This is a genomic window from Williamsia soli (assembly GCF_017377795.1).
In the GTDB taxonomy this organism is placed as follows: Bacteria; Actinomycetota; Actinomycetes; order Mycobacteriales; family Mycobacteriaceae; genus Williamsia; species Williamsia soli.
Window position 1 is genome coordinate 294,636 of sequence record NZ_JAFRDR010000004.1, and the last position, 25,123, is coordinate 319,758.

Sequence of the window (25,123 nt, forward strand, 5' to 3'; positions counted from 1 at the left end):
TGCCTGGAGGCAGTCGTGAGTATTGAGGTATCGAACGAGTCCGGTGTCGAGGTGCCGGAGGAGATGCTGATCGACGTCGCGACCTTCGCTCTCGGTCGTATGGACGTGCATCCGGCCGCGGAACTGTCGATGGTGCTCGTGGACAACGAGACGATGGCCGAACTCCACATGCGGTGGATGGACCTGCCCGGGCCGACCGACGTCATGAGTTTCCCGATGGACGAGCTCAGTCCCGGAGGCCGCCCCGACACCGCCGGTCCCGGACCGTCGATGCTCGGCGACATCGTGTTGTGTCCCGAGTTCGCGGCGGAGCAGGCCGCGACGGCGCGGCACTCGACCGATCACGAGCTGTCGGTGCTGACTGTGCACGGCGTACTGCATCTCCTGGGGTTCGATCACGCCGAACCCGAGGAAGAAAAGGCGATGTTCGGCCTGCAGGGGCAGATCATCGAGGATTGGTACGACGACCGCCGCGCTCGTGCCCGCGCCGCCCGGATGGCCGAAAAAGACGCAAAACTGCTGCACAGTACTGGTTTCGGAGAAAACACCCCGGACTCCGGGGAGAGCTGATCAACCGTGTTGTCTGACGTGTTACCACTGCTTGCCGCAGTGGCGCTCGTGCCTATCGGCGGGTTGTTCGCCGCCATCGACAATGCCTTGATGACAGTGTCGCCCGCCCGCGTCGACGATCTCATCAAGGACGGCAGGCCGGGTGCGCGCAGACTGCGCGAGGTGCTCTCCGACCGGCCGAAGTACGTGGCGTTGACGGTCCTCTTGCGCATCGGATGTGAAACGGCCGCAACGGTATTCGCGGCGGTGTACGCGATCGGTGTGCTCGGGTCTCCCGGGGGGATCGTGGTGGCGATAGCCGCGATGGCTGTGGTCAGTTACGTGATCATCGGCGTGGGTCCGCGCACTCTCGGTAGCCAGCACGCGTATTCGATCGCGGTGAACTCCGCTGCCGTGCTGCAGGCGATCGGCGTGCTGCTGACGCCGTTGACCCGGTTGCTCATCATGATCGGTAACGCGGTGACACCGGGTAAGGGATTCCGCAACGGACCGTTCGCCACCGAAGTCGAGCTTCGGGAAGTGGTCGACATGGCCGAGCTCACCGGCGTGGTCGCAGCAGGTGAGCGACGGATGATCCAGTCCGTATTCGACCTCGGCGACACGAGCGCTCGCGAGGTGATGGTTCCCCGCGGTGAGATGGTCTGGATCGAGGCGGACAAGACGGCCGCCCAGGCCACCTCCCTCGCGGTGCGCTCGGGCCACTCGCGGTTGCCGGTGATCGGTGAGAACCCGGACGACGTCCTGGGTGTCGTCTACCTCAAAGACCTCGTCCAACGTGGGTTGCCGCCGGCACAACCGACCGCTGTCGAGGTACGCGAATTGATGCGCGAGCCCGAGTTCATCCCGGACTCCAAACCGCTCGACAAGGTGCTCGCCGACATGCAGCGTAGCCGGAACCACATGGCGTTGCTGGTGGACGAATACGGTGGCATCGCCGGACTGGTCACCATCGAGGATGTACTGGAAGAGATCGTCGGTGAGATCAACGACGAGTACGACACCGACGAGGTGCCGCCCATCGAGGCCCTCGACGACGAGTCCGGCGGTTATCGGGTGTCGTCGCGCCTGCCGATCGATGACCTGGCCGAGTTGTTCGACGTCGAGATCGAGGAAGACGAGGTCGAGACGGTCGGGGGCCTGTTCGGTCTGGTGCTGGGCCGGGTGCCCCTCCCCGGTGCGACTGTGACCCTGCACGGCCTGCAACTGTTGGCCGAAGGCGGCCCCAATCGTCAAGGGCGGGTGCGTATCACGTCGGTGATCGTGCACAAGGTGGTCGAGAAGGAACTAGAGAAGAAGAAGAAACGCAAGAAGAAGCGCGAAGAGCGCGCCGACGACGCCGCTGCCGCGCAGGCCGACGCCGATGCGGCGGACAACGCGGAGTCGGGCAGCCCGGAGAGGGATGACGATGCTGCGGCGCATGCGAGTTCCGATCAGCCGGACACCACCGGGACAGCCGAACGAACCACGCACTTACACGAGGAAGCGTCATGAGCACAGAGACGGCCGCACCAGAGCTCGATGACGAGGACCAGAAGTTGTTGACACTTGCCCGGGGCGCAATGGGTCGCGCCGAGGCGAAGACCGGCGCCGCGGTGCGCGACACCGATGGCCGGACCTATGCGGCAGCCCCGGTGACGCTGGCGGCGCTCGATCTGTCCGCTCTACAGGTGGCCGTGGCGATGGCCGTCTCTTCGGGAGCCCCGGGATTCGAGGCCGCGGTGTTGGTGGGAACAGCCGAAGGCGCCGGCGATCCGGGTCTGGCCGCGCTCGCCGAGGTCAGCGCCGATGCCTACGCGGTCATGGTCGCCGCCGTATGAGCGACAACGAGTTCCGTTCAGGCTTCGTATGTTTTGTCGGCAGACCCAACACGGGCAAGTCGACGCTGACCAACGCACTGGTGGGCGAGAAGATCGCGATCACCTCGAGTCGTCCGCAGACGACGAGGCACACGATCCGCGGCATCGTCAATCGGGATGACACCCAATTGATCCTTGTCGACACCCCGGGTCTGCACCGCCCCCGGACTCTGCTGGGCAAGCGGCTCAACGACCTGGTGCGGGACACGTATTCGGAGGTCGACGCGATCGGACTCTGCATCCCGGCCGACGAGAAGATCGGCCCCGGGGACCGCTGGATCGCCGAGCAGCTCAAGGAGATGGCGCCCAAGACCCCGATTGTCGGGCTGGTCACGAAGATCGACAAGGTGAAGCCGGAGCGCATCGCGCAGCAGCTGATGGCGATCTCTGCTCTGCTCGGGCCGGATGCGGAGGTGGTGCCGGTCTCGGCAGTCAAAGGCAAGCAACTCGACGTCGTCGTGGACGTCTTCCGCGGCTTGATGGAACCGGGCCCGGCGTTCTACCCGGACGGCGAACTCACCGACGAGCCCGAAGAGACGTTGATGGCGGAGTTCATCCGGGAAGCAGCACTCGAGGGCATCCACGACGAGCTGCCGCACTCGCTGGCCGTGGTCATCGAGGAGGTCATCGAGCGCGAGCGCGACGACAACCAGACCCCGATGATCGATGTCCACGCGATTCTGTATGTCGAGCGCAGCAGCCAGAAGGGCATCATCATCGGCAAGCACGGCGCCAGACTCAAAGAGGTCGGGACCGTTGCCCGCAAGCAGATCGAGAAAGTGCTCGGCGCCAAGGTCTATCTCGATCTCCACGTGAAGATCGCCAAGGACTGGCAACGCGATCCGAAGCAGATGGGCAAGCTCGGTTTCTAGATCTGTCAGGCCGTAGGACAGGACCGAGAACGGCAGGGTTCAATATCCCGTATGGGAGATCCTGAGCGGGGCGAGTCCGAGCTTAACCACGAACGCCCGCCAGGCGCGCTGGATCTCGGTGTCCAGCAGGCGCTGCGGTCGTGGAAGCTGTGGATTCTGCCGCTGGCGGTCGTCGTCGGTGTGATGGGACTGCTCGGCGCGATGTACATGGCGCCCGTCGTCAATCCACAGGAGCACCTGACCGATTACCCGATCGTGATCGTCAACGACGACGTCGGTGCGCCGGAACCCGGTGGCGGTGCGGAGCAGAACCTCGGCGCACAGCTGGTCGACGGTTTCAGGAGCAGCGTCGAGAAGCAGTATCCCGGAAAGTTCGACCTCGAAGTGGTCGACCGGAACACCGCACTGACCCGCCTGGACAACGCGCAGGCTTACGGCGCCATGATGATTCCGAGCGACTTCAGCGCGTCGAGCTTCGCCTTCCTCGGCTCGGCCATCGGCAACGACAAGGTCGATCAACCTGTGATCGAGGTGCTGACCAATCCCGGGGTCGGTGCCATCGCGAACGAGATCACCGCGACCTTCTTCACCCAGGCGATGCCGCAGTTGAACGAACAGTTCGGTCAGCAACTGACCGCGGCGCTCACCGCGCAAACCGACGCTGCGGGCGTGAGGATCACCGGTGCCGGCCTGACCGGCATAGCGAACCCCATCGACGTGCAGGTCAGTGCGGCGAACCCACTGCCTGACAACGCCGGTAGTGGCCTGACCGCGTTCTATTACGCACTGCTGCTGATCCTGGCGGGTTTCACCGGCACCATGATCATCCAGACCATCATCGACGGTCGGCTCGGATTCGGCCCCATCGAGTTGGGGCCCGTCTACGAGCTCAGAAAGCGCATACCCATCTCCAGGCTGGGGACGCTGGTGGTCAAGTGGTGGACCGTCTTCCTGGTCGCGTTGATCATGTCGGCGCTCTTCGTGGGGATCTGTACCTGGGTGGGCATGTACACCCCGAACAAGATGGCGCTCTGGATGTTCGGAGTGCTGGTCATCACCGCGGTCGGTGTGATGGCGACGTCGATCATCGCGATCTTCGGCAGTGCCGGGCTGATCATCAATCTCGTGTTCTTCGTGATCCTGGGACTGCCGACCTCCGGCGGCACCGTGCCGTTGGAAGCCGAGGCCGGATTCTTCCGCGGACTGGCGGTGATCGAGCCGCTGCATCAGGCGTTCATGGGTGCCCGGTCGATTCTCTTCTTCGACGCCAACGCCGCCGCCGGTCTGGGCAACGCCCTGATCATGTTCTCGATCTTCCTGGTGGTCGGGCTGGTGATCGGTCCGATCGCCTGCATCTTCTATGACCGTAAGGGGCTGATCCGGCGGCCACCGGAGCCGATCGCAGCGCCTGCCCATGCCGCCGACGCCTGAGGACGCATGTCGCGGACCACTTCGTCGGTGGTCGGTGGAAGAATGACCCGGTGAGGTTGTATCGAGATGAGGCAGTCGTGCTTCGCCAGCACAAGCTGGGGGAGGCCGACCGCATCATCACGCTGCTCACCAAGGAGCACGGTCTCGTTCGCGCGGTCGCCAAGGGTGTGCGGCGTACCCGCTCGAAGTTCGGAGCGCGCCTCGAACCGTTCGCCCACGTCGACGTCCTGCTGCATCCGGGCCGCAACCTCGACATCGTCACTCAGGTGTACAGCCTCGACACCTTCGCCTCGGCCATCGTGTCCGACTACGGCCGATACACCACGGCCTGCGCGATCCTGGAAACCGCGGAGCGGCTCGCCGGAGAAGAGCGGGCCCCGGCCGCTCGGCTCCAGCGGTTGACGGTCGGCGCGCTACGGGCGGTCGCAGGCGGCGAGCGTCCCAAAGAACTCGTCCTCGACGCCTTCTTGCTCAGGGCCATGGATTTCGCCGGTTGGATGCCTGCCTTGGAGAACTGCGCACGCTGTGGCGATTCCGGGCCTCACCGCGCTTTTCACGTCGCCGTCGGTGGAGCGGTCTGTGTGCACTGTCGACCTCCTGGCGCGGCCACTCCGTCACCCGGGGTCCTGGATCTGATGGATGCGCTCTACCGTGGCCAGTGGGAACACACCACCGAGGTGACCGAGTCGGCTCGTCGGCAGGCCAGTGGCCTCACCGCGGCGCATCTGCAGTGGCATCTGGAGCGCCAACTGCGCACGCTGCCGTTGATCGAGCGCGAGGCGCCGCACCGCGGTCTCACCTTCTCCGGTGTGAACGCCGACACCGGAAGAAAGGACGCACGTGATCCAGCGACGGCGCAACACGGCGCAGCAAGCTGAACCGGTAGTACGTCAGATCCGGCCGCCCGATCCACACCCATCCGGCGCGCGTCCGCCTGCCATCCCGGCCGAGTTCGTGCCCAAGCACGTCGCACTGGTGATGGACGGCAACGGTCGGTGGGCGACCGACCGGGGTCTACCCCGCACCGAGGGGCACAAACGCGGCGAGGCGGTCCTGATGGACGCCGTCTGCGGTTGTATCGAACTCGGGGTCGGATGGCTGTCGGCCTATGCGTTCTCCACCGAGAACTGGAGTCGAAGCCCGGATGAGGTGAAGTTCCTGATGGGCTTCAACCGCGATGTGATCCGCCGTAGGCGCGACGAGATGAACGAGATGGGTGTCCGGGTCCGCTGGGCGGGCCGTCGGCCAAGGCTGTGGCGCAGTGTCATTCGCGAACTCGAGATTGCTGAAGAACTCACCAAGGACAACACCGTGATGACTCTGACGATGTGCGTCAACTACGGCGGCAGAGCGGAGATCGCCGACGCCGCCAAGGAGATCGCCCGCAGGGCTGCTGCAGGCACCCTCGACCCCGAGCGGATCACCGAGGCGTCCTTCGCGCGTTACCTCGACGAACCCGACATGCCCGACGTCGACCTGTTCCTGCGCCCGTCGGGAGAGCAGCGCATCTCCAACTTCCTGCTGTGGCAGTCCGCATACGCCGAAATGGTGTACCAGCACAAGCTGTTTCCCGACTTCGATCGTCGAGACCTGTGGGAGGCCTGCATCGAGTACGCCAGCCGCGACCGTCGCTTCGGCGGGGTACCGGGGTCGTCCGGTGGCTGATGTCGACGACGGACCAAGCCTGATCGCCCGCACCGCGGCAGTGTTGTCCACGCAGATGTCGGTACAGCCCGGCGAGGACGACTCGCTGACGGTATATCACCAGGGCACCGTCGTCTCGATACGAGCGCTGGCGCTCGCACCCGGCCTCGAGGTGCTGTCGCTGACCCAGGTACTGGCCTGGGATCTACCGGTCACCGAGCAGTTGCGAAACGACGTCGAGGCGGCCTCGAGTGCGTCGAACTTCGGGACGATCAAGCTCGCAGTCAACGAGGTGACAGCGGATGTGCTGCTGCACTACACCCTTTCCTGCCAGCACACTCAGCGATGAGGCCCTGGCCACGATGCTGATGATGGTGCTCGGTGCAGGTGCCGATGTGGGTGTGAGCATCCGCGGCTAGCCCGTCATCGGAAGGGGCTTGGTCAACGCCTAGGCGCAGGAGTTGCAGCGCCCGAAAACCTCGACGGTGTGACTGATTTCGGTGAACCCGTGTTCGGCGGCGACGTCGATCGCCCATTTCTCCACGACATCGGCCTGGACTTCGACGGTGTTCCCGCAGAGTCGGCAGACCAGGTGGTGGTGATGATGTCCGGTGGAACAGTGCCGGTACAGGCATTCGCCGGAGTCGGTGCGCAGAACGTCGACCTGGCCGGCATCGGCGAGAGCCTGCAGATTGCGATAGACGGTGGTGAGCCCGATGGACTGTCCGGCGGCCTTGAGGTTGTCGTGCAGATCCTGTGCCGAGCGGAACTCGTCACTGCCGGCGAGTAATTCGGCGATCGCACTGCGCTGCTTGGTGGAACGCACCCCGGTCACCGGCCGCTGCTGCGTCTCCGAACTCATGACTTCAGCTCTTCATTGGCGTGAGCTATGGCGTCGGTGACGATGTGGGCGAGGTGGTCGTCGACCAGCGTGTAGAGCACCTCACGACCCGAGCGCTGGCCTTCGACGACGCCGGCTGACTTGAGGACTCGCAAGTGCTGGCTGATCAGGGGTTGCGGTACCGATAGGGCCCCCACCAACTCGTGGACGCACCGGCCACCGGTCAGCAGCTCCAGCACGATTGCGATCCGGACCGGGGCGGACAACGCCCGGAGGAGATCGCCTGCTGCGTCGAGGGCTTTCTTGTCGACGGCGGCCGATCCCGAGACATTGGTCGCCGGTTCGCTGCGGACTGGCTGTGGGGTCACGAGCACTCCAAAATAGGCACTGTTTGATCGAGCAAGCTGTTGGCAACCATTTTCATATGCGCTCGACGCTATGTCAACCGCGCCCTGCTCGCGGCAAGTGTCCGGCGGGCGAAAGGCGCGCCCGTGGCGACCGATAGGCTGGGTACGTGGCAGGCAAAACCAATCTTGTGGATTCCGTGGTCAACCTCTCGAAGCGCCGGGGGTTGGTGTACCAGTGCGGCGAGATCTATGGCGGTACGAAATCGGCGTGGGACTACGGCCCCCTGGGTGTCGAGCTCAAGGACAACATCAAAAAGCAGTGGTGGCGCAACATGGTCACCTCGCGCGACGACGTCGTCGGTCTCGACTCGTCGGTGATCCTGCCCCGCCAGGTGTGGGAGGCCTCCGGTCACGTCGAGACCTTCAGCGACCCCTTGGTGGAATCGCTGCACACTCACAAGCGCTATCGCGCCGATCACCTGATCGAGGCGTACGAGAACAAGCACGGCCACCTGCCGCCCAACGGCCTGGCCGACATCAACGACCCCGACACCGGCCAGCCCGGCTCGTGGACCGAACCGCGTGCGTTCTCGGGTCTGCTGAAGACTTTTCTGGGCCCCGTCGACGATGAAGCGGGACTTCATTACCTGCGTCCGGAGACCGCGCAGGGCATCTTCATCAACTTCAAGAACGTGATGACGACGGCGCGCAAGAAGCCGCCGTTCGGCATCGGCCAGATCGGCAAGAGCTTCCGGAATGAGATCACCCCGGGCAACTTCATCTTCCGGACTCGCGAGTTCGAGCAGATGGAGATGGAATTCTTCGTCAAGCCCGGCGACGACGAGAACTGGCACCAGTACTGGATCGACTACCGCCACCAGTGGTACGTCGACCTGGGAATCGACCCTGACAACCTGCGTCTCTTCGATCACCCCAAAGAGAAGCTCTCGCATTACTCCAAGCGCACGGTGGACGTGGAGTACCGGTTCGGGTTCGCCGGTGGCGAGTGGGGCGAGCTCGAGGGTGTGGCCAATCGCACCGACTTCGACCTCAGTACCCATATGAAGCATTCCGGCGAGGATTTGTCGTTCTTCGATCAGGCGTCCGGCGAGAAGTACGTGCCGTACGTCATCGAACCGGCTGCGGGACTGACTCGATCGCTCATGGCATTCCTGTGCGATGCGTACACCGAGGAGCAGGTTCCGAATGCCAAGGGCGGCACCGATTCCCGCACGGTGCTGAAGCTGGATCGACGGCTGTCGCCGGTCAAGGTCGCGGTGCTTCCGCTCTCTCGCAACGAGCAGCTCTCGCCGAAGGCGAAAGACCTGGCAGCGGAATTACGGAACTACTGGAACGTCGACTTCGACGACGCGCAGGGCATCGGCAAGCGGTATCGCCGCCAGGACGAAGTCGGTACCCCGTTTTGCGTCACCGTCGACTTCGACACCCTCGACGATCAGGCCGTCACGGTGCGCGAACGCGACACCATGACGCAGGAACGAGTGGCGCTCGACAAGGTTGTCGAGTACCTCGCCCCGCGACTGATCGGCTGCTGACACAGGGCACCGCTGCCTATGATCGCTGTAGGCAACGGTGCCTTGTCGAGTTGGGAGCGCTCGTGAATGCAGTTCTGAAGTCCCTGTCCGAAGATGAGTACGTGCTGATTCGGAAGACCAAGAAGAAGCAGCTGGCCGATCTCGACGAAGAGCGGTTGATCAAGCTCCACACGAGGATTCGGCGTGCTCGCAACAAACATGTGACCAATTACCGGCAGGCTGGCGCCGCCAAGGTCGCGAAAAAAGGTGGCAGGGGCGCTGCTCGACCGGCCAACAAGCACAACGCCGCGAAAGCGGAGGCCTTCGAGGCGGCCCTGGGTCGGGTCAGCAAACGGCTGAGCGCTGTTGCCAAACGCAGTGCCGCCGAACTCAAGGACGCGCGGCTGAAGGCGGCGAGTGGGAAGTCGACGAAGCCGAGCTCCGGCGCCAAGGGGCAGGGCAAGGTCATCTCCGCAGGTAAAGACCGGGTCGATGCCACCCGAACGTCCCCGGGACGCAAAAAGCACGAGGCGTCGTCGAAGGCGGCAGGCAAGCGCCGGCAGGCCAAGAAAGACAACCGGTAACCGACCTGTCAGCGGGTCTGGACCGGCCCGCTGACCGTTGAACTGTCTCAATTCGGCCAAGTCTGGGATACTCGGCATTCGTAGTGAGTCGTCGGGTCGCGCATGGGGTGCGGCCGGCAGTGGCGGCGAGAGAGTGGGTAAATCGTGTCCGTGAGTGGAAAAATCGTTCATTTCGATGCCAACAAGGGCTTCGGATTCTTGGCACCCGACGCCGGTGGCTCGGATGTCTTCTTGCACATCAATGACATCGACATCGACGAGCATTCGCTCAAGCCCGGTGCCGCAGTCGAATTCGACATCGAAGAGACGGACCGCGGTTCCAAGGCGGTCAATCTCGTCGTGACCGGTGGGGCACCGGCCGGCGCACCGGATCGCCCTCGGCGTACCGAAGGCGCTCGCGACGGCGGACGCCCGGATCGTCGGCATGATGATCGCGGTAGCGCCCGTGACGATCGACGCAAGCCTGCCCGCAGCGGCGATGCAGCAACACTCGACTCCGGCACGTTCTCCGAGGAGATCACCGAACTGCTGCTCGACGCCTCGGGCACTCTGACCGCGGCGCAGATCCTTGCGATCCGGCAGCGCGTCACCGACTTCGCCATCGCCCGGGGTTGGGTGTTTGACTGACCGTTCGGTGACCGACTTGTCCGCGGGGTTGCCGCCGCAGGTCCTTCGCGCCGAGTATGATGAGTCCGACGTCGAGCGGCTCGTACCCGAAGGGGCGAAGGTCGCGGGGCTGGCTGGTACCCGAAATGACTACCGCAGTGCCTTTGCGCGCGACCGCGCGCGGGTGCTGCATTGTGCGGCGCTGCGTCGTCTCGCGGACAAGACCCAGGTGGTCGGCCCGCACGAAGGTGACACACCGCGCACCCGGCTGACCCATTCGCTCGAGGTCGGGCAGATCGGTCGCGGCATCGCAATCGGCGTCGGCTGCGACCCCGACCTGGTTGATCTGGCCGGCCTCGCACACGACATCGGCCATCCGCCGTACGGACACAACGGCGAACGTGCACTCGACGAAGTCAGTACCGACTTCGGCGGATTCGAAGGTAATGCGCAGAATCTGCGCATCCTCACCCGTCTGGAGCCGAAACTCCTTGATGCGCAAGGTCGCAGCGTGGGACTGAACCTGACCCGTGCGTCGCTCGACGCCACGCTGAAGTACCCGTGGACCCGCCCGAAACCAGGTGCCAAGTTCGGCGCCTACGGTGATGATTCGGAAGTACTGGCCTGGATTCGGGGCGGCCGTAAAGACACCAGGCAGTCGCTCGAATGCCAAGTGATGGACTGGTCTGACGACGTCGCGTACTCGGTCCACGACGTCGAAGACGGCGTGATGGCCGGGCGTATCGATCTGCGGAGTCTCGGTGATCGAACCGAGCAGCGTGATCTCGCCGCGGTCGGGGTGAAGGAGTTCCCCGGGCTCGAGGAGAACGTCCTCATCGAGGCTGCCTCGCGCCTCTGGGAAATGGAGATCGTGCATGACGTCGGCGACTACGACGGCACCCTGACCCGATTGGTTGCGCTCAAACGCCTGACCAGTGAGTTGGTCGGCCGCTTCGCCTCGGCGGCGATCACGATGACCCGGCGTGAGGCGGGGGAGTGTGGGATCAGCCGTTATCAGGCGGACCTGGTCATCCCGCCGATGGTCGCGGCCGAGGTCGCAGTCCTCAAGACGCTGGCCCTGCGGTTCATCTTCTCCGACGCCCGGCATCGCGCCCATCAGGCCCGCCAGCGGGACCGGATCCACCGCGTCGCCAACTGGCTGCTCCATGCCGCCCCGGGCGGGCTGGATCCGCTTCTGGTGCCCGACTGGCATGCCGCCGGCGACGACGCTGCCCGGATGAGGGTCATCATCGATCAGATCGCTTCGATGACCGAAGGCCGCCTCGAACGGATAGATCGTCAGAGCATGGGTGCCTCCGCACACCTGGGCTAGCCCGGAAACGGGGCCTTCTGGCGAACAAACGCCCAGGTCAGCTCCGCCAAAACAGCACATCATCGGGGGTGGGGCGAGCACCTTCCAGTTCGGCCTAGACTTGTCCTCGTGGCTGGCCGAATTCCCGATCGTGACATCACGGCTATTCGTGAACGCGCACACATCGAGGAGATCGTCGGCGAGTACGTGGCGCTCCGCAAAGCGGGCGCCGATTCCCTCAAGGGCCTGTGTCCGTTCCACGACGAGAAGTCGCCGTCCTTCCACGTGCGACCCAACCACGGGCACTTCCACTGTTTCGGATGCGGCGAAGGCGGCGACGTCTACACGTTCCTGCAGAAGGTCGAGCACGTCAGTTTTGTCGAGGCTGTCGAACAGCTGGCCGATCGGGTGGGTTACTCGATCAGCTTCGAAGGTGGTGGCACCAGCGTTGCCCGTGACCGGGGGACCCGCGCCCGCCTGGTCGCCGCGAATGCCGCCGCGCAGAAGTATTACGCGGAGCAGCTCTCCACACCCGACGCGCAGACCGCCCGCGACTACCTGACCGAGCGTTCCTTCGACGGCGCGGTGGCGCTGAAGTTCGGCCTTGGCTACGCGCCTGCCGGCTGGGACAAGATGACCAAAGCGCTCCTGGCCCAAGGGTTCGAGTTCGCCGAGCTCGAAGCGGCGGGCCTCTCCAAGCAGGGACAGCGCGGCCCGATCGACCGGTTCCACCGTCGGCTGCTGTGGCCCATCAAGAACCTGGGCGGCGACATCATCGGGTTCGGCGCCCGCAAACTCTTCGACGACGACAACATGGGCAAGTACATGAACACCCCGGAGACGATGTTGTACAAGAAGTCTCAGGTGTTGTTCGGGCTCGACCATGCGAAGAAGCACATCGCCAAGGGGCACCAGGCGGTGGTGGTCGAGGGATACACCGATGTGATGGCCATGCATCTGGCAGGGGTCAACACCGCAATCGCGTCGTGCGGTACCGCGTTCGGTGAAGACCACCTTGCGCTGCTTCGGCGGCTGATGATGGACGACAGCTATTTCCGCGGTGAGGTCATCTACACGTTCGACGGCGACGATGCCGGAAAAGCCGCAGCGCTCAAAGCCTTTGAAGGTGAACAGAGCATCGCCGGACAGACGTTCGTCGCGGTCGCGCCCGACGGGATGGACCCGTGCGAGCTTCGGCAGAACCACGGCGACGCCGCGGTTCGCGATCTGATCGCCCGCCGCATCCCGATGTTCGAGTTCGCGGTGAAGGCGCTGCTCGGCACTTACGATCTCGACACCGCTGAGGGGCGGGTTCACGCGCTGCGTGAAGCGGTACCCGTGGTGGCCCGCATCCGCGACGTCGCGTTGCGGGACGAATACGCGCGGCAACTGGCCGGCTGGGTGGGCTGGGACGAAGTGGCGCAGGTCCTCAAACGGGTCCGCGAAGAGGCAGGCAAGCAGGCTAGGAACGCCCGCTCCGGCGGGCCCGACACCTCGAAGTCACGGGACCGCCGGGTGCAGTCTGTGGAGCCGGCCGCCCCCGTCGTGGATCCCGATTCCAAGATCCCGACGGTGCTGCGACCCCGCCCCTCGGATCCACGGTTATGGCCGCAGCGTGAAGCGCTCAAAGCCGCGCTGCAATATCCGGCCATCGCCGGCACCGTGTTCGATTCACTGCCCCCTGAGTGCTTCACCGAGCCCGCTTACCAGGTGATTCGCGAGGCGATTGCGACGGCCGGCGGAACCGGTGCTTCACACGGGGGAGCGCAGTGGGTCGACAGCGTCGGCCAGCTGGTGGAAGGCGCTGTGCTGGAGTCGTTGATGACCGAGTTGGCTGTCGAGCCGATGTCGGTGTCGGAGTACATGATTCCGAGGTACATCGGGAGCGTCCTGGCACGGCTGCAGGAGGTCTGGGTGGGCTCGCAGATCGCGGACCTCAAATCAAAGCTGCGGCGAATGTCTCCTGGCGACGACCCCGATGCCTATAACGCGCTGTTCGGCGATCTGGTGGCACTTGAGGCCTACCGCCGTAGCCTTCTCGAACTGGCCGTGGGCCCGGATGAGAACACCGGCTAGTTCGATCAGTTGTTGCGGCTCTCCTCGGGGCCGAGCACCGTCGTGGCGTCATCGATCTCCCGCAGCTCCGTCAACTTGGGCTGGGTGCTGAGCTTCTCGGACAGCTTCTGCCTGCCGACATCCACGGCCTTCTTGGTGGCGGGTGACTCTGCGACGGACCGGTAGGCGCGATTGATCTGCTCGTAGCGCTTGCGCCCTGCTTTTGCCCCGAGGACATAGCCGACGCCGAGGGCGGCGAGGAATCGAACCATAGGGACTCAGGCCTCCAGATGCTGTGCGACGCGGACACCGACGTAGCGTCCGCAAATGTGGTTTCCCCATCCTGCCTGATCGAAACCGGAAGTGCGGAATCTCGCCTGCCCGCGGCCCCGCCACCAGCGCGATTTGGCATGAGACCGCCCCTATGCGCTAAAGTCATTCACCGGCCCCAGGGTCAGATATTCCCCCATAGCTCAATTGGCAGAGCTTCCGACTGTTAATCGGACGGTTACTGGTTCGAGTCCAGTTGGGGGAGCAAGTATTACCAGCGTAACGGCACTTTCCGGAAGATCGGAAGGTGCCGTTTCTGCATCTACCCGTCGCTTGCCGATCGGGTGTCAGGCTGCGGGTAAGCACCGGCGAAGGTCGGGTGGCGAGCCCGGAACTCGCTTATGGTTCTCCTGAGGTCAGAACTCATCCGCGGTGGGTGAGCCACCCGACCGCGGGCTCTTCCAGGTTCAACACGTAGCTTCCGGAGGGTAATCAGTTGAGGTCAGAGACAGTGTCGCCGCCATCGATTCCGCAGTGGAGTATGCCGCGCGGGGTCATCGTTCTGTTGGCCATCGCCGCGTTGGTTGTGACGATTGCCGGGATCAAGAGCTTTTCCGGGGTGGTCGGCCCGACATTTCTTGCGTTGATGCTCACCGTGGCGGTTCACCCGCTCCCGGGCTGGTTGCGCCGCAAAGGGTTTCCTGGGTGGCTCGCGCTGCTGACGACACTGCTCGCCGTGTGGGGAATCCTCGTGGCGCTGGTGGTCTCGCTGGTGTATTCGGTCGCAAAGTTGTCGACAATCCTCCCGCAGTACAGCGACAAGTTCGATGACATCGTCAACGACTTACAGCAGACCCTGAGAGACCACGGCATCGGATCCGACCAGGTCCACAAACTGCTGTCGAATGTCGATTCGTCGAAGGTGATCTCCATCGTCAGCGACATCGTCGGCAGTGCGCTCGGGGTGTTCTCGAACCTGGTGTTCGTCCTGGTGCTTCTGCTGTTCATGACGGTGGACGCGATCACCTACGACAAACGTATGACCATCCTCGGCAACATGCGCCCAGATGTCGTCAGCGCGTTCCAGGGCTTTGCGTCCGGCACCCGTACCTACCTGATCGTGTCGACGGTCTTCGGCCTCATCGTCGCGGTCCTGGACGTCGGGGTCCTGTGGGCGATGGGGATACCGCTGCCGTTCCTCTGGGGGCTGCTGGCGTTCATCACCAACTACATCCCCAACATCGGATTCGTCATCGGCCTGGTGCCGCCTGCGCTGCTCGCGTTGCTCGACGGCGGCTGGGTGCTGATGCTGTGGGTGATCATCATCTACTCAGCCATCAATGTGATCATTCAATCCATCATCCAGCCCAAGTTCGTCGGCGATGCCGTCGGACTGTCGGTGACCCTGACGTTCTTGTCGCTGGTGTTCTGGGCCTGGGTGCTCGGCCCACTCGGAGCCATCCTGGCCATCCCGCTGTCGCTCATGTGCAAGGCGCTGCTGATCGATATGGATCCCGCAACCCGGTGGGCGGATGTCTTGCTCAGTGATGCACCGCCTGAGGACGACCCATCGCCGCCCGACGACGGTGCCGGCAAGGCCGACGGCACTGCGCCGCCAGGCGATGCTCTCGCCGAACCGTTGTAGGGCCGGTTTCACGGCGGTCGGCTCCGCTCGGTAGCATCAGCGAGGTTTGTGGCGGGCATCCGCCATGACTGGGGCGGTAGCTCAGTTGGTTAGAGCCGTGGACTCATAATCCATTGGTCGCGGGTTCGAGCCCCGCCCGCCCCACTCGTGTCGGCCGTGTTTGCCGACGACCGTGCTCGTGGCCGGCGCCACTGCTCTGTGTAGGCGACACTTCCTCCGACTTCAGTGGGCCCAGGCGCCGCGGTCCATCTGAAACCGGGGGGTGGGTTGCGCGGCACCGGTCACCAAGTCCGCGATCATGCTGCCGATGAGCGGCGCGAACTTGGCGCCGTGACCCGAACACGTCGCTGCGACGATGAGCGGTCCGCTCCGGTCGAGGATGAAATCACCGTCGGGGGTCATCGTGATCAGGCCGCTGGATTCGGCGAGAGGCGTCGGTTCCAGGGCAGGCATCCATTCGGATACGAAGTCGACGACAGACTGCCTCTGTTCGTCGGTGATGCGTTGGTCGCGGACCTCGGTGGTGGTGACGTCGCCGTCGTGAAAGCATCCGACCTTCATGGCGGGTATTGGTACGTCGGCTCCCGATGACATGCCGTACATCTGCTTGCCGTTCTTGTGGACAAAGGTGGGAAGCGGCTGCTCGCCCGGTCGCAGCGCGAAATGGAAGGTCTGCTGCTGTCGAATCGTCAAGGGCGGCAGCACCGGCTCGGAGTTACCTGCGAACTCGGCAACTGCGGACGAGAAATCCGGGAGCCATGCGCCTGTCGTCAGGACCGCGACGTCGGCGATGATCTGATCGCCGCCCGCGCTGTGCAAGGCAACCTCCCCGGACGGCACCACATTGGCATCGACGACCCGCGTCATCGGCAAGATCTGCGCTCCTGCTGCCACGGCCAACGACGTCGCCGCGACGATGGTGCTCTCGGGATCGAACACACCGGCACACGCATGAAATATCGCGTCGGTCGTGAACCGCATTCCCGGCCAGCGTATCTCGGCCTGGCGGGCGGAGAGCAGTTCATTGGGGACGCCGTGCGCGGTCATCAGGGAGGACAACGTCTCTGCGTCGTAGTCCGGACCGTGGTCGATGCCGCCGGTTCCGGTCAACAGCTGCGTGCCGGACTCCTCCTGCAGCCGTTGCCACTGCTCGAGGGCCAGTCCGGTCATCGCCGCGTACAACGGATCGGCATAGGCGCGCCGAAAGCTGCGCGAACGACCGTGGGAGCTGCCGTGATCATGTCCGACCTCGTAGGCCTCGAGAATGGCAACGGACAACCCTCGGGAGGCCAATTGCCAAGCGGCGCATGACCCCATCAGTCCCGCGCCGACGATCGCGACGTCAACCCGGTGAATGCTCATCGAGACAGATCCCACTCTGTCTGTGATGTGCCCATCGAAATCCCCACCCTTGTTGTCCTTCGAGGACCACTGTTGGGTCACTGCCTAAACAGGATGGAACGCCGGACGGTGGTTGTCCACTCGAACGAGGGCGCCTGTTCACCGAACGTCGGTGGGGCCCGCCCATTCGACGACGAGTTCGCGGACCTCGTCGCGGGACAACGCGCGGCCCTGGCTGCCTTCTTCGGCGAGCACCGTTGGGTCGATCTCGCGGCGCATGGTGGCTCCGAATCCCGCGAGTTCGACCACGTCCATCTTTTCGGGGGAGTACCCGGTCAGGTCGGTCATGCCGTCGACCACGCCGATCAGCCTGGCTGCGGGCCTGTGCTCGCCGCGGCGGAAGAGGACGTACGACAGGGTGAACAGGGCGACCATCCAGGAGGTCAGATCGTAGGCGCGCTCGCAGTATCCGACCATCCGTGCGAGTTTGTTCTCGGCCGGTCCGTTCCACTTTTCTTGCGCTATATCGCTTTTCGCGTGGATCCAGAGGATGGACGCGGCGCACCAGTCGTATCCGCAACCGCGTGCGACCTCGACCGCGGAATCGAAATAGTCACCCGCGGATGCGTGGTCGCCGGAGCGGAAGTCGGCCGTTCCCAACGACATCAGCGATTCGGCGGCAGTCCACGGTGAGTTGTATCGGCGGGCGATCTCGAGGGAGTCGTGGGCGTGCTGCCGGGCAGGTCCGACGACCCCGGATCCGGCCTCGAAGAAGGCCAGCGTGACCGCGGCGTCGCCGCGCGCTATCTGCACCACAGGGTCCGCCGCATCGACGTCGAACTCGCCGTACATCTCGCCTAGCCGGGTGAGAGCGGCGAACAGCGCGGGCAGATCGGCGCCCAGGTAACTGGTGATGGCACTGCCCGCGACAGCCCGGACCCGGGTCGCGATCGGGACCTCCGGTGGCGCCGTGAGAGCAGGTGCGAGCATCCGCATACCCTCATCGGCGAATCCGCGGCGGAACCAGAACCAGTAGACGTTCCCGACGATTTCGAGGTACGTCTCGGAGTGGGGATCGACGCGGTCGAGCGCTGCCCGGACATTGGCCATGTCGGCGTCCAGCTTGCGGGTCCACGCCAGACACTGCGGACCGCGGAGCCCTAGGTAGGCCTCGGTCGCCATGCCGACGACCCACTCGGTGTGCGCTGCGCGCAGTTCTTCCAATCGCTGTGAGTCCTGTTGCACCGCTGCGTAACTGCGCAGGGTCTCGAGCATGACGTAGCGCCGGGGGTCGCCTCCGACAGCTTTCAGCAGCGACTTGGAGATCAGCGCACTCAGGTCGCTGAGCAGACCGCGATGACCGGTGACCAGACGCGCCGCCTCGAGGTCGAAGCCGCCCTGGAACACCGAGAGGTCGCAGAACAGACGCCGCTCGCTCGCGGTGAGCGACTGGTACGACCCGTCGATGGCCGCCTGCATGGTGGCGTGACGCGCGTTGGTGCGGGGCCCACCTCGCAGGACCTCGAAACGATCGTCGAGCATGTCGATGATCTGACGAACGGACAAGGCCGTCGATTGACCGGCAGCGAGTTCGATGGCCAGTGGCATGTGATCGAGCGCCGCACAGAGCTTGTCGACGTCCTCTGGGTCGGCATCGGCGGCTGCCGCGCCGGCGCGTTCGAGGAACAACTGCGCTGAGTCCGCAAGCGGCGGCATCTCGAAGAGCGCCTCGCCCGCGACCCCGACTGCTTCGCGGCTGGTTGCGAGAATCCGGATCTTCGGGCAGGTCCGCAAGATCGCGGTGGCCAACGTGGCCACCTCGTCGAGCAGGTGCTCGCAGTTGTCGAGCACGAGGACGAAGTTGCGGTCGTGGAGTAGGGAGGTCAGCACCGGGATGCCGCCGTTGATGGTCAGACCGAGCGCCGAGACCACGGTGTCGAGTGCAGCTGTGGCGTTGTGCGCACCTGCGAGTTCGATCAACCAGGGACCGTCTGCATCCTTGCGGTCACGGGCGACTTCCACTGCGGCGCGGGTTTTTCCCATGCCACCGGGCCCGGTCAGCGTGACCATGCGATGGGTGGCCATCAGTTCGCCGATCTGGTTGATCTGCTCTTCGCGACCCACCAGCGAGGTCAACGCCAACGGGATGTTCCCGGTCGGGCGTTCCGGATTGTGCGTCGGCGCGGGCGCGCCGGCGAGAGTGGCGATGTCGGTATCGGGCAGCAGCGTCGGGTCCTGGCGCAGGATCGCATCGTGCAGATCCAGCAGACTCTGTCGAGGGTCGGCACCGAGCTCGGTGGCGATCCGTTCACGCGCCGATCGCAGGGTCGCCAGGGCGTCGCCTTGGTTTCCCGCGCGATACTGTGCCAATGCCAACAGCTCCCAGGCGCGCTCACGCAGGGGGTCGGCGGTGGTGATGGCTTCGAGCTGGGCGATCGCAACGGTGAATTCGCCGCAGTCCGAACGTGCGGCGAGTTGGTCTTCGAGGACGTCGGCGCGCAAGCGCTCGAGCCTGGTGGCCTCGATGGACGCAAAGTCCCAGTTTGCAGCGTCTGCGTAGGCGGGACCCCACCACAGCTCGAGTGCTTCGGTCAGTGTTCGGCGAGCTCCGTCCGCGTCTCCTGTGGTCAGCTGATCGTGACCGGAGGCAGCAAGCGTCTCGAACCTGCCCGAGTCGACGTGCTGGCGGTCGACGACCAGGGCATAGCCGGTGCCCTGGCGTATCAGGATCTGGGGCGCCGACCGGCCTCGCTCGGGCTCGAGCGCCTTGCGTAGGGACGCCACATACCCCTGCAAGGTCAACTGCGCCGACCGTGGGGGCCTGTCTCTCCACAGATCATCGATGAGTGTTGCGTCGGGCACCATCTGGCCTCGAGCCATGATCAATCTGGCCAGCAGGGCTCGGGGGAGCGGTCCGCCCAGCGCGACTGGCTCACCGTCCCGGATCACTGTGAGCGCGCCGAGGACTCGCACCGAGATGTCAGGCATAGAAAGACGATAGAGAAATCGGACGCATCGCGGTATTCGAGTTCACGATTCTGCGGCCCGATACTGCTTGCTCAGCGAAAAGCACTCACGAGGATGTCGGGTCGTCGTCGGCCCACAGGCCGATGCTCTCCAGGTGCGTCATCAGGCGCTGCGCACCGTCGGTGAACTGCCGCCGTGTCTGCTCGACGACCTCCTCGCGATCCCCGCGCCGGTAGGCGTCGATGAGCTTGACGTGACTGTCATAGGCGACTCGACCCCAGTCCGGGTCGTTCGCATACAGGTCGTGGGGCGTGTATCGCGTGGCGTTCAGCAGAAACCAGGCCAGTTTGCCGTCGGTGGCGATGCGGTTGTGGACCCGGTGGAACTCGAACTCAGCAGTGACGATGTCCGACGCCCGCCCGGTGGCCAGGACGTCGTGTAAGTCCTCGTTGAGCCGCGTCAGTTGGTCGAGCTGTGCGGGGGTGATGGTGCGAGCGATGCGGATTGCCAGCTCGACGGCCATGACACCCTGCAGCCAGAAGATGTCGCGGACATCCTGACGGCTCAGATCAGCGACCACATACCCGCGATGGGGAGCAAGCTGGACCATGCCCTCACCGCGCAACGTCAGCAGCGCCTCGCGGACCGGCGTGACGCTGACCTCCAACTCGACGGCGGTCTCATCCATCCTGATGAACTCTCCCGGCCGGATGGCGCCTGACATGATGCGGTTACGCAGCAGACCGGCGACCTCCTCGGACAGCTGAGGTCGCCGGCGCATCGCTGTTCGCGGTAGGGACGTCAAGGTCTACAAACCGTAGGTCTTGCCGATGATGTCGCGCTGGATCTCGTTGGTTCCGCCATACACGGTGGAAATGATCGCACCCCGCATCAGACGCTCCGCATCGAACTCGGTGGCATAGCCGTATCCACCCATCATCTGCATGCCGTCAATGGTCATGGCCTTCGACACCTCGGTGGCCTTGAGCTTGGCCATCGAGGCCTCGCGCGGCAGCATCTTCGTCGGGTTGTCGTCAGATTTCTGGGCGACGCTGTAGACGAGGAGCTTGGTGCACTCGATCTCGGTGGCATGGTCCGCCAGCCGATGCCGCAGCGACTGGAACGTACCGATCGGTTTGCCGAATTGCTTGCGCTCGGTGACGAATTCGAGGGTGTTCGAGAAGGATCGTTCGGCGACCCCGAGTTGCATTGCCGCCAGGATGAGACGTTCGGTGTTCAGCCCGCTCATCAGCTGGGTCCATCCGTTGCCCACCTCGCCGACGACGGCGCTGTCGGGAACCTTGACGTTCTCGAAGAACAGGTCGTTGACCTCGCGACCACCAAGGGTGTCGATCCCGTTGATCGAGAGTCCCTCGGTGCCGGCGGGGATGTGGAAGAACGTCAGCCCCTCGTGCTTCTTGCCGGATCGGTCGGTCCGGGCCACGAGCAGGATGCTCTTGGCGAAATGAGCGTTGGAGCACCACGTCTTCTGGCCGTTGATGACCCAGCCACCGTCGACCTTCTCGGCCCGGCAGGTCAGCGCGGCAACATCAGATCCCGCTTCGGGTTCCGACATGGAGATGGACAGGGATTCGCCGGCCACCACATCGCCGAGGACCTCTTTCTTGAGCTGGTCGTCGGCGAACTTCTGGTAGGCCCCTGCGGCGATGAGGGTGGGGCCGATGCCCCCGATGGGTGCGTTGCCGCGCATCGCTTCCTCGAGCAGGATGCACATCTCGACGTTCCCGGCGCCGGCGCCACCGAACTCCTCGGGGACCAGGATCCCGGCCCAGCCGAGTTCGGCCATCTTCTTGTACAGCTCGACGGAGTGGAGTTCAGCGCCTCCCGCGGTGAGTGCGTCGCGCTGTTCGCGGGTTCCGGCCTCGCGCTGACAGAAGTCGGCGACCGACTTGGCGAAGTCGGTCTGTTCGGGAGTGAAAGTAGTCATGGCAGGTGCTCCTAGATGAGAAAGTGCGGCTCGCTGCCGAAGGTATCAGATCACATATATGTGATGGGATTCTTGAGGTGACTAGCCGTCCTCTCGGTACCTGCGAGGGTTGTGGTCCGGGGCACAGCGCCTACATTGGCTGTCATGAGTCCGAAAGCGAAGTTGGTGAGAGCCGGGGACAGCGAAGACCCGACTGCGGCCCACGCTGCGTCCACCAGCCCCGATGCCCGCGTGGCCGAGCCTGAAGCCGTCGTCGAGACCCGAAAGAAGTCGACCGGAGAACCGTCGCCGTTCGATGCTGAGGAGTTCCTCGAGGCAAACCGCCGAAACCGGGACAAGATGCGAGCCGCAGCAGCGGCCAAGCGCGCCAAAGAAGCGGCGCGGGCCAGGCGGCGTGAGACACCGTGGTGGAAGCGAACACCCGGGGTCGTCGCTGAGGTCGCCGAATCGGAGACGCCGGGAGGGGAATCGGACGCCACCACGACGCCACCTGTCGACAAGGCTCCGCCCGTAACCCGCTCTCGGTGGGCTGTGCCCGCACTGTCCGTATTGCTCATCGCGGCGCTGGTGGCGGCGGGTGTGTTCGCGTACCTCTACCGGGAGGCGGATGACCGGGCGAACGCTGCGGACCAGGTCAACCAGCTACGTCCCGCAGCGGTCGAGAGCGCAAAGCAGTACGCCGGAGACCTCCTGACCTACGACTCGGCCGACTTCGGCGCCCTCGACTCCCGCATCACGGATATTTCGACCCCGGAGTTCGCGAAGGACTACATCGAGGGTTCGCGGCAAGCGCGTGAAGGTTCGGCCAACGCCCAGGCAGTTGCGACGGCGCTCGTGAAAGATGCGGGCGTCGTGTCCATCTCGTCGACCGAGGCAGTCCTCATCGTGGCTCTCGACCAGACGATCACCTCGCCGCAGACCGCCCGGGAACTCCCGGACGGGATCCCGTATCAGTCCAGGGTGAAGGTAACGCTGACACGCGACGGCAACCGTTGGCTCATCGCGGATTTCGAGGTCATCTGACCAGGGCGTCCTCGCCGAGCAAAATCACCGACATGACGGCCTGGATGCGGTCGCGGGTCGACGGCCTCGGGTCATAGCGCTCCCAGTTGCCGAGGTCGAGCACCGCGTTCGACGCGGCGTGCACCAGGTACCGGGCTTCGACCGAGTTCATCCCCGGACGTACCTGCACGACCAGCTGAGCCCACTCCTCGACGTTTCGCCGCTGCTGGTCACGGAGGTCGGCCCGCAAGGACTCCGGCAGACTGCCGAGTTCCGACAGGTACAGGTTCAGCAGGTCGCTGTTGGCGAACGACAACTCCACGTATCTGGCGACCAGGTTGTCCAGAGCCTCGCGTGGGGTCGCCGATTCTGCCAGTGAGTCGTGGATGCTCGTCGTGATCCGTTCGCTGGCGCGCGCGAAGGCTGCGGTCAGCATGGCGACCTTGGTGTCGAAGTGGCGGTAGACACCGGATTGATTCATTCCGACTGCCGCGCCGATCTCCTCCATCGTCACGTCGTGGAAACCACGACCACGCATCAACCGGATGGCCTCGGTGAGCAATGCTTCGCGTTTGGAGGCCATCTGCAGGCCGACGGATCCAGGTGCGGCCTCGGCGGCCTGCGCATCGTCGGCCGGTGGTAGCCGGGTGGACGCAACCGTCATGCTCGTCGCGAGGATGACCGCCTCGATCCGTTTACGTGGGAGCGATGCCCGGTGGGTGGTGATCGACCCGATGACACTGAGAATGGAGCCGGCGAGGTATTTGGCGTCGTTGTCGAGGCGCCCGCCGGGGGTGTGTCTCGGCGCGGTCAGTTCGGGTCGCAGACGGCCGAGCGGCGCCGCGAACCGGTTGTGGAGCCGGGTCACGAGTTCTCCCAGGGCGCGCCTGTCCTCGGGATTGAGATAACGCGCTTCCCATCGGTAGAGCGCCCCGCGGGAGCGGTTCTCGATGGTGTTACGGGTCAACTCGGTGATCAGGGTGCGCAGCTCTCGCTCAGGATCGTCGATGAGTTCCGGGACTTCTGCGACCGCACGCTCGAGTCCGCTGCCGAGGGTGCGCACCGTCTCCGAGAACAGCGCGTACTTGTTCGGGAAGTGGCGATAGAGGGCCGGTCCACTGATACCGACCTGGCCGGCAATCTGGTCGACCCCGGTAGCGAAATATCCTTGCTCGCTGAACGACTCGGCCGCAGCTTTGATGATCTGCTCGCGCCGATCTTTGGGACGCTGGCGAGGTTTCGGCGGCGCGCCGGTGGTCGTGGGGCCGCCATTCGCGCGACCGTCGGCAGATGCCATTTGTCCATGCTAGCGGCAGTACGCCGCGGCTCGCAGCCTGGTCCGCAATGCCGACGCGGTCCGCCGAGTGAGCGTTCGGTGAGCACTTGACGCACGACATCCGAATCTGACAAGTTAATGTGCATTCACGTGATCTGTGTCGCAGTAGCCAGATCTGAGCCGAGGGTGGCATACATGCAAGCGCTGAACGGTCTCGTTGCGTCGGTCGACGACAGGGGCGTCGCCCGAGTGCTGATAGACCGCCCGCACCGTAAGAACGCCATGGACACCGCGACCAGTCACGCATTCATCGAGCTGCTCGGTGAATGGGCGGTCGACGACGCCATCCGGGTGGTGGTGATCGGCGCGGGCGGCCGGGATTTCTGTACCGGCGCCGACATCGTCGACATGGCGACCGCACCCGCACCGCAGTCGCCCGCCGACGCAGAGGATCGAGCGTCCAGGACCATCGACACCGGATCCCGGGTGGTCCGCGCGATCCGGGCGATCGAAGTGCCTGTTGTCGCGGCGGTCGGTGGACCCGCGGTGGGGATCGGGGCATCGATCGCCTTCGCATCCGATCTGATCTACGTCGCCGCCGATGCCTACTTCCTGCTTGCCTTCGTCAACATCGGGCTGATGCCGGATGGTGCGGCCACGGCAACTGTCGCGGCTGCGGTCGGCCGCGCCCGTGCGAACGAAATGGCGTTGCTCGGCGAACGGCTGCCCGCGGCGCAGGCGTACGCCGACGGTCTGGTGACCGCTGTCGTCGACGCAGATGCGCTGGACGCCAGGGTCGATGACGTTGTCAGCAAGTTGCTCGGGGCCTCGCCCCGGGCTCTGAAGATCACCAAGAAGGCCGTTGACGCGCAGACGATGGCAGGATTCGATCTCGCGCTTGAACTGGAGCGGGAAGGCCAGATCGAGTTGTTGCAGTCGCCCGAATTTGCTGCTCTGATCGCGGCATTCGCTCGCGGTAAAACGACAAAACCGACACCCGCCACTCAGTAGCATTCGACTC

At 64.6% G+C, this 25,123-nt stretch carries 24 protein-coding genes and 2 tRNA genes; 18 read left to right on the plus strand and 8 right to left on the minus strand.

Going from position 1 to position 25,123, the window contains the following annotated elements; genetic code table 11:
- Window positions 1-15 precede the first annotated feature (15 nt).
- Genes ybeY through J3S28_RS13400 form a run of 8 tightly spaced genes read left to right on the plus strand, consistent with a single transcriptional unit; the run spans window position 16 to window position 6,722 of the window.
- A complete protein-coding gene (ybeY, locus tag J3S28_RS13365) occupies window positions 16-570 on the plus strand; it encodes an rRNA maturation RNase YbeY (protein WP_207841231.1) in 555 nt (184 codons plus the stop codon).
- 6 nt (window positions 571-576) lie between these two features.
- Window positions 577-2,061 (plus strand): hemolysin family protein, encoded by a 1,485-nt coding sequence (locus tag J3S28_RS13370; protein WP_207841232.1) that lies wholly within the window; start codon window positions 577-579, stop codon window positions 2,059-2,061.
- Entirely contained in the window at window positions 2,058-2,387 is a 330-nt protein-coding gene (locus J3S28_RS13375; protein WP_207841233.1) for a cytidine deaminase-like protein, read from the plus strand. Before J3S28_RS13370 ends, J3S28_RS13375 begins: the two co-directional genes overlap by 4 nt.
- Entirely contained in the window at window positions 2,384-3,298 is a 915-nt protein-coding gene (gene era, locus J3S28_RS13380) for a GTPase Era (protein WP_207841234.1), read from the plus strand. The genes J3S28_RS13375 and era overlap by 4 nt, the downstream gene beginning before the upstream one ends.
- 51 nt (window positions 3,299-3,349) lie before the next feature.
- Window positions 3,350-4,729, plus strand: coding sequence for a YhgE/Pip domain-containing protein (locus J3S28_RS13385; protein ID WP_207841235.1), 1,380 nt, complete (start codon window positions 3,350-3,352; stop codon window positions 4,727-4,729).
- Window positions 4,730-4,779: 50 nt separating this feature from the next.
- Entirely contained in the window at window positions 4,780-5,607 is an 828-nt protein-coding gene (gene recO / locus J3S28_RS13390; RefSeq protein ID WP_207841236.1) for a DNA repair protein RecO, read from the plus strand.
- Window positions 5,570-6,394, plus strand: a complete 825-nt coding sequence (locus J3S28_RS13395; protein ID WP_372436002.1) for an isoprenyl transferase — start codon at window positions 5,570-5,572, stop codon at window positions 6,392-6,394. Before recO ends, J3S28_RS13395 begins: the two co-directional genes overlap by 38 nt.
- Window positions 6,387-6,722: a hypothetical protein gene (locus tag J3S28_RS13400; RefSeq protein WP_237341497.1), complete on the plus strand. Its 336-nt coding sequence runs from the start codon at window positions 6,387-6,389 to the stop codon at window positions 6,720-6,722. Before J3S28_RS13395 ends, J3S28_RS13400 begins: the two co-directional genes overlap by 8 nt.
- Window positions 6,723-6,821: 99 nt before the next feature.
- Here the strand turns inward: J3S28_RS13400 and J3S28_RS13405 are convergent, their stop codons facing one another.
- Complete coding sequence (locus J3S28_RS13405) at window positions 6,822-7,235, minus strand: Fur family transcriptional regulator (RefSeq protein ID WP_207841237.1); 414 nt, start codon at window positions 7,233-7,235, stop codon at window positions 6,822-6,824.
- Window positions 7,232-7,582 (minus strand): ArsR/SmtB family transcription factor, encoded by a 351-nt coding sequence (locus J3S28_RS13410; protein ID WP_207841238.1) that lies wholly within the window; start codon window positions 7,580-7,582, stop codon window positions 7,232-7,234. The genes J3S28_RS13405 and J3S28_RS13410 overlap by 4 nt, the downstream gene beginning before the upstream one ends.
- A 146-nt stretch (window positions 7,583-7,728) precedes the next feature.
- On the opposite strand from J3S28_RS13410, the gene J3S28_RS13415 reads away from it, so the two are divergent.
- From J3S28_RS13415 to dnaG, 5 genes are all read left to right on the plus strand, one after another.
- Complete coding sequence (locus J3S28_RS13415) at window positions 7,729-9,117, plus strand: glycine--tRNA ligase (protein ID WP_207841239.1); 1,389 nt, start codon at window positions 7,729-7,731, stop codon at window positions 9,115-9,117.
- A 62-nt stretch (window positions 9,118-9,179) separates the two neighbouring features.
- A complete protein-coding gene (locus tag J3S28_RS13420; protein ID WP_207841240.1) occupies window positions 9,180-9,680 on the plus strand; it encodes a hypothetical protein in 501 nt (166 codons plus the stop codon).
- 144 nt (window positions 9,681-9,824) lie between these two features.
- Complete coding sequence (locus J3S28_RS13425; RefSeq protein WP_084835334.1) at window positions 9,825-10,307, plus strand: cold-shock protein; 483 nt, start codon at window positions 9,825-9,827, stop codon at window positions 10,305-10,307.
- Between the two features lie 7 nt (window positions 10,308-10,314).
- Entirely contained in the window at window positions 10,315-11,619 is a 1,305-nt protein-coding gene (locus J3S28_RS13430; RefSeq protein WP_207841241.1) for a deoxyguanosinetriphosphate triphosphohydrolase, read from the plus strand.
- 108 nt (window positions 11,620-11,727) lie between these two features.
- Window positions 11,728-13,674 (plus strand): DNA primase, encoded by a 1,947-nt coding sequence (gene dnaG, locus J3S28_RS13435; RefSeq protein ID WP_207841242.1) that lies wholly within the window; start codon window positions 11,728-11,730, stop codon window positions 13,672-13,674.
- A 5-nt stretch (window positions 13,675-13,679) separates the two neighbouring features.
- Here dnaG and J3S28_RS13440 read toward each other — a convergent pair whose 3' ends face one another.
- On the minus strand, window positions 13,680-13,925 hold the full coding sequence (locus J3S28_RS13440) for a hypothetical protein (protein ID WP_084835331.1): 246 nt from the start codon (window positions 13,923-13,925) through the stop codon (window positions 13,680-13,682).
- Window positions 13,926-14,115: 190 nt separating this feature from the next.
- Between J3S28_RS13440 and J3S28_RS13445 the strand changes: the two genes are divergently transcribed.
- The 3 genes from J3S28_RS13445 to J3S28_RS13455 all read left to right on the plus strand — a co-directional run bounded on the left by J3S28_RS13445 (window position 14,116) and on the right by J3S28_RS13455 (window position 15,712).
- Window positions 14,116-14,188: transfer RNA gene (locus tag J3S28_RS13445), tRNA-Asn, on the plus strand.
- Window positions 14,189-14,434: 246 nt separating this feature from the next.
- Window positions 14,435-15,568, plus strand: coding sequence for an AI-2E family transporter (locus J3S28_RS13450; RefSeq protein ID WP_372436003.1), 1,134 nt, complete (start codon window positions 14,435-14,437; stop codon window positions 15,566-15,568).
- A gap of 70 nt (window positions 15,569-15,638) precedes the next feature.
- A tRNA-Ile gene (locus J3S28_RS13455) sits at window positions 15,639-15,712 on the plus strand.
- A 78-nt stretch (window positions 15,713-15,790) separates the two neighbouring features.
- Here J3S28_RS13455 and J3S28_RS13460 read toward each other — a convergent pair.
- The 4 genes from J3S28_RS13460 to J3S28_RS13475 all read right to left on the minus strand — a co-directional run bounded on the left by J3S28_RS13460 (window position 15,791) and on the right by J3S28_RS13475 (window position 21,824).
- Window positions 15,791-16,930, minus strand: a complete 1,140-nt coding sequence (locus tag J3S28_RS13460) for an FAD-dependent oxidoreductase (RefSeq protein ID WP_207841243.1) — start codon at window positions 16,928-16,930, stop codon at window positions 15,791-15,793.
- Between the two features lie 138 nt (window positions 16,931-17,068).
- Window positions 17,069-19,897, minus strand: a complete 2,829-nt coding sequence (locus J3S28_RS13465) for an AfsR/SARP family transcriptional regulator (RefSeq protein ID WP_207841244.1) — start codon at window positions 19,895-19,897, stop codon at window positions 17,069-17,071.
- Window positions 19,898-19,982: 85 nt separating this feature from the next.
- Window positions 19,983-20,657 (minus strand): GntR family transcriptional regulator, encoded by a 675-nt coding sequence (locus J3S28_RS13470; protein ID WP_207841416.1) that lies wholly within the window; start codon window positions 20,655-20,657, stop codon window positions 19,983-19,985.
- A 27-nt stretch (window positions 20,658-20,684) separates the two neighbouring features.
- Window positions 20,685-21,824: an acyl-CoA dehydrogenase family protein gene (locus J3S28_RS13475; RefSeq protein WP_084894179.1), complete on the minus strand. Its 1,140-nt coding sequence runs from the start codon at window positions 21,822-21,824 to the stop codon at window positions 20,685-20,687.
- Window positions 21,825-21,968: 144 nt separating this feature from the next.
- Between J3S28_RS13475 and J3S28_RS13480 the strand changes: the two genes are divergently transcribed.
- On the plus strand, window positions 21,969-22,847 hold the full coding sequence (locus J3S28_RS13480) for an Rv1363c family protein (protein WP_207841245.1): 879 nt from the start codon (window positions 21,969-21,971) through the stop codon (window positions 22,845-22,847).
- Here J3S28_RS13480 and J3S28_RS13485 read toward each other — a convergent pair.
- Window positions 22,840-24,123 (minus strand): TetR/AcrR family transcriptional regulator, encoded by a 1,284-nt coding sequence (locus tag J3S28_RS13485; RefSeq protein WP_207841246.1) that lies wholly within the window; start codon window positions 24,121-24,123, stop codon window positions 22,840-22,842. The genes J3S28_RS13480 and J3S28_RS13485 overlap by 8 nt on opposite strands.
- Before the next feature lie 174 nt (window positions 24,124-24,297).
- On the opposite strand from J3S28_RS13485, the gene J3S28_RS13490 reads away from it, so the two are divergent.
- Complete coding sequence (locus J3S28_RS13490) at window positions 24,298-25,113, plus strand: enoyl-CoA hydratase-related protein (RefSeq protein WP_207841247.1); 816 nt, start codon at window positions 24,298-24,300, stop codon at window positions 25,111-25,113.
- Window positions 25,114-25,123 lie beyond the last annotated feature (10 nt).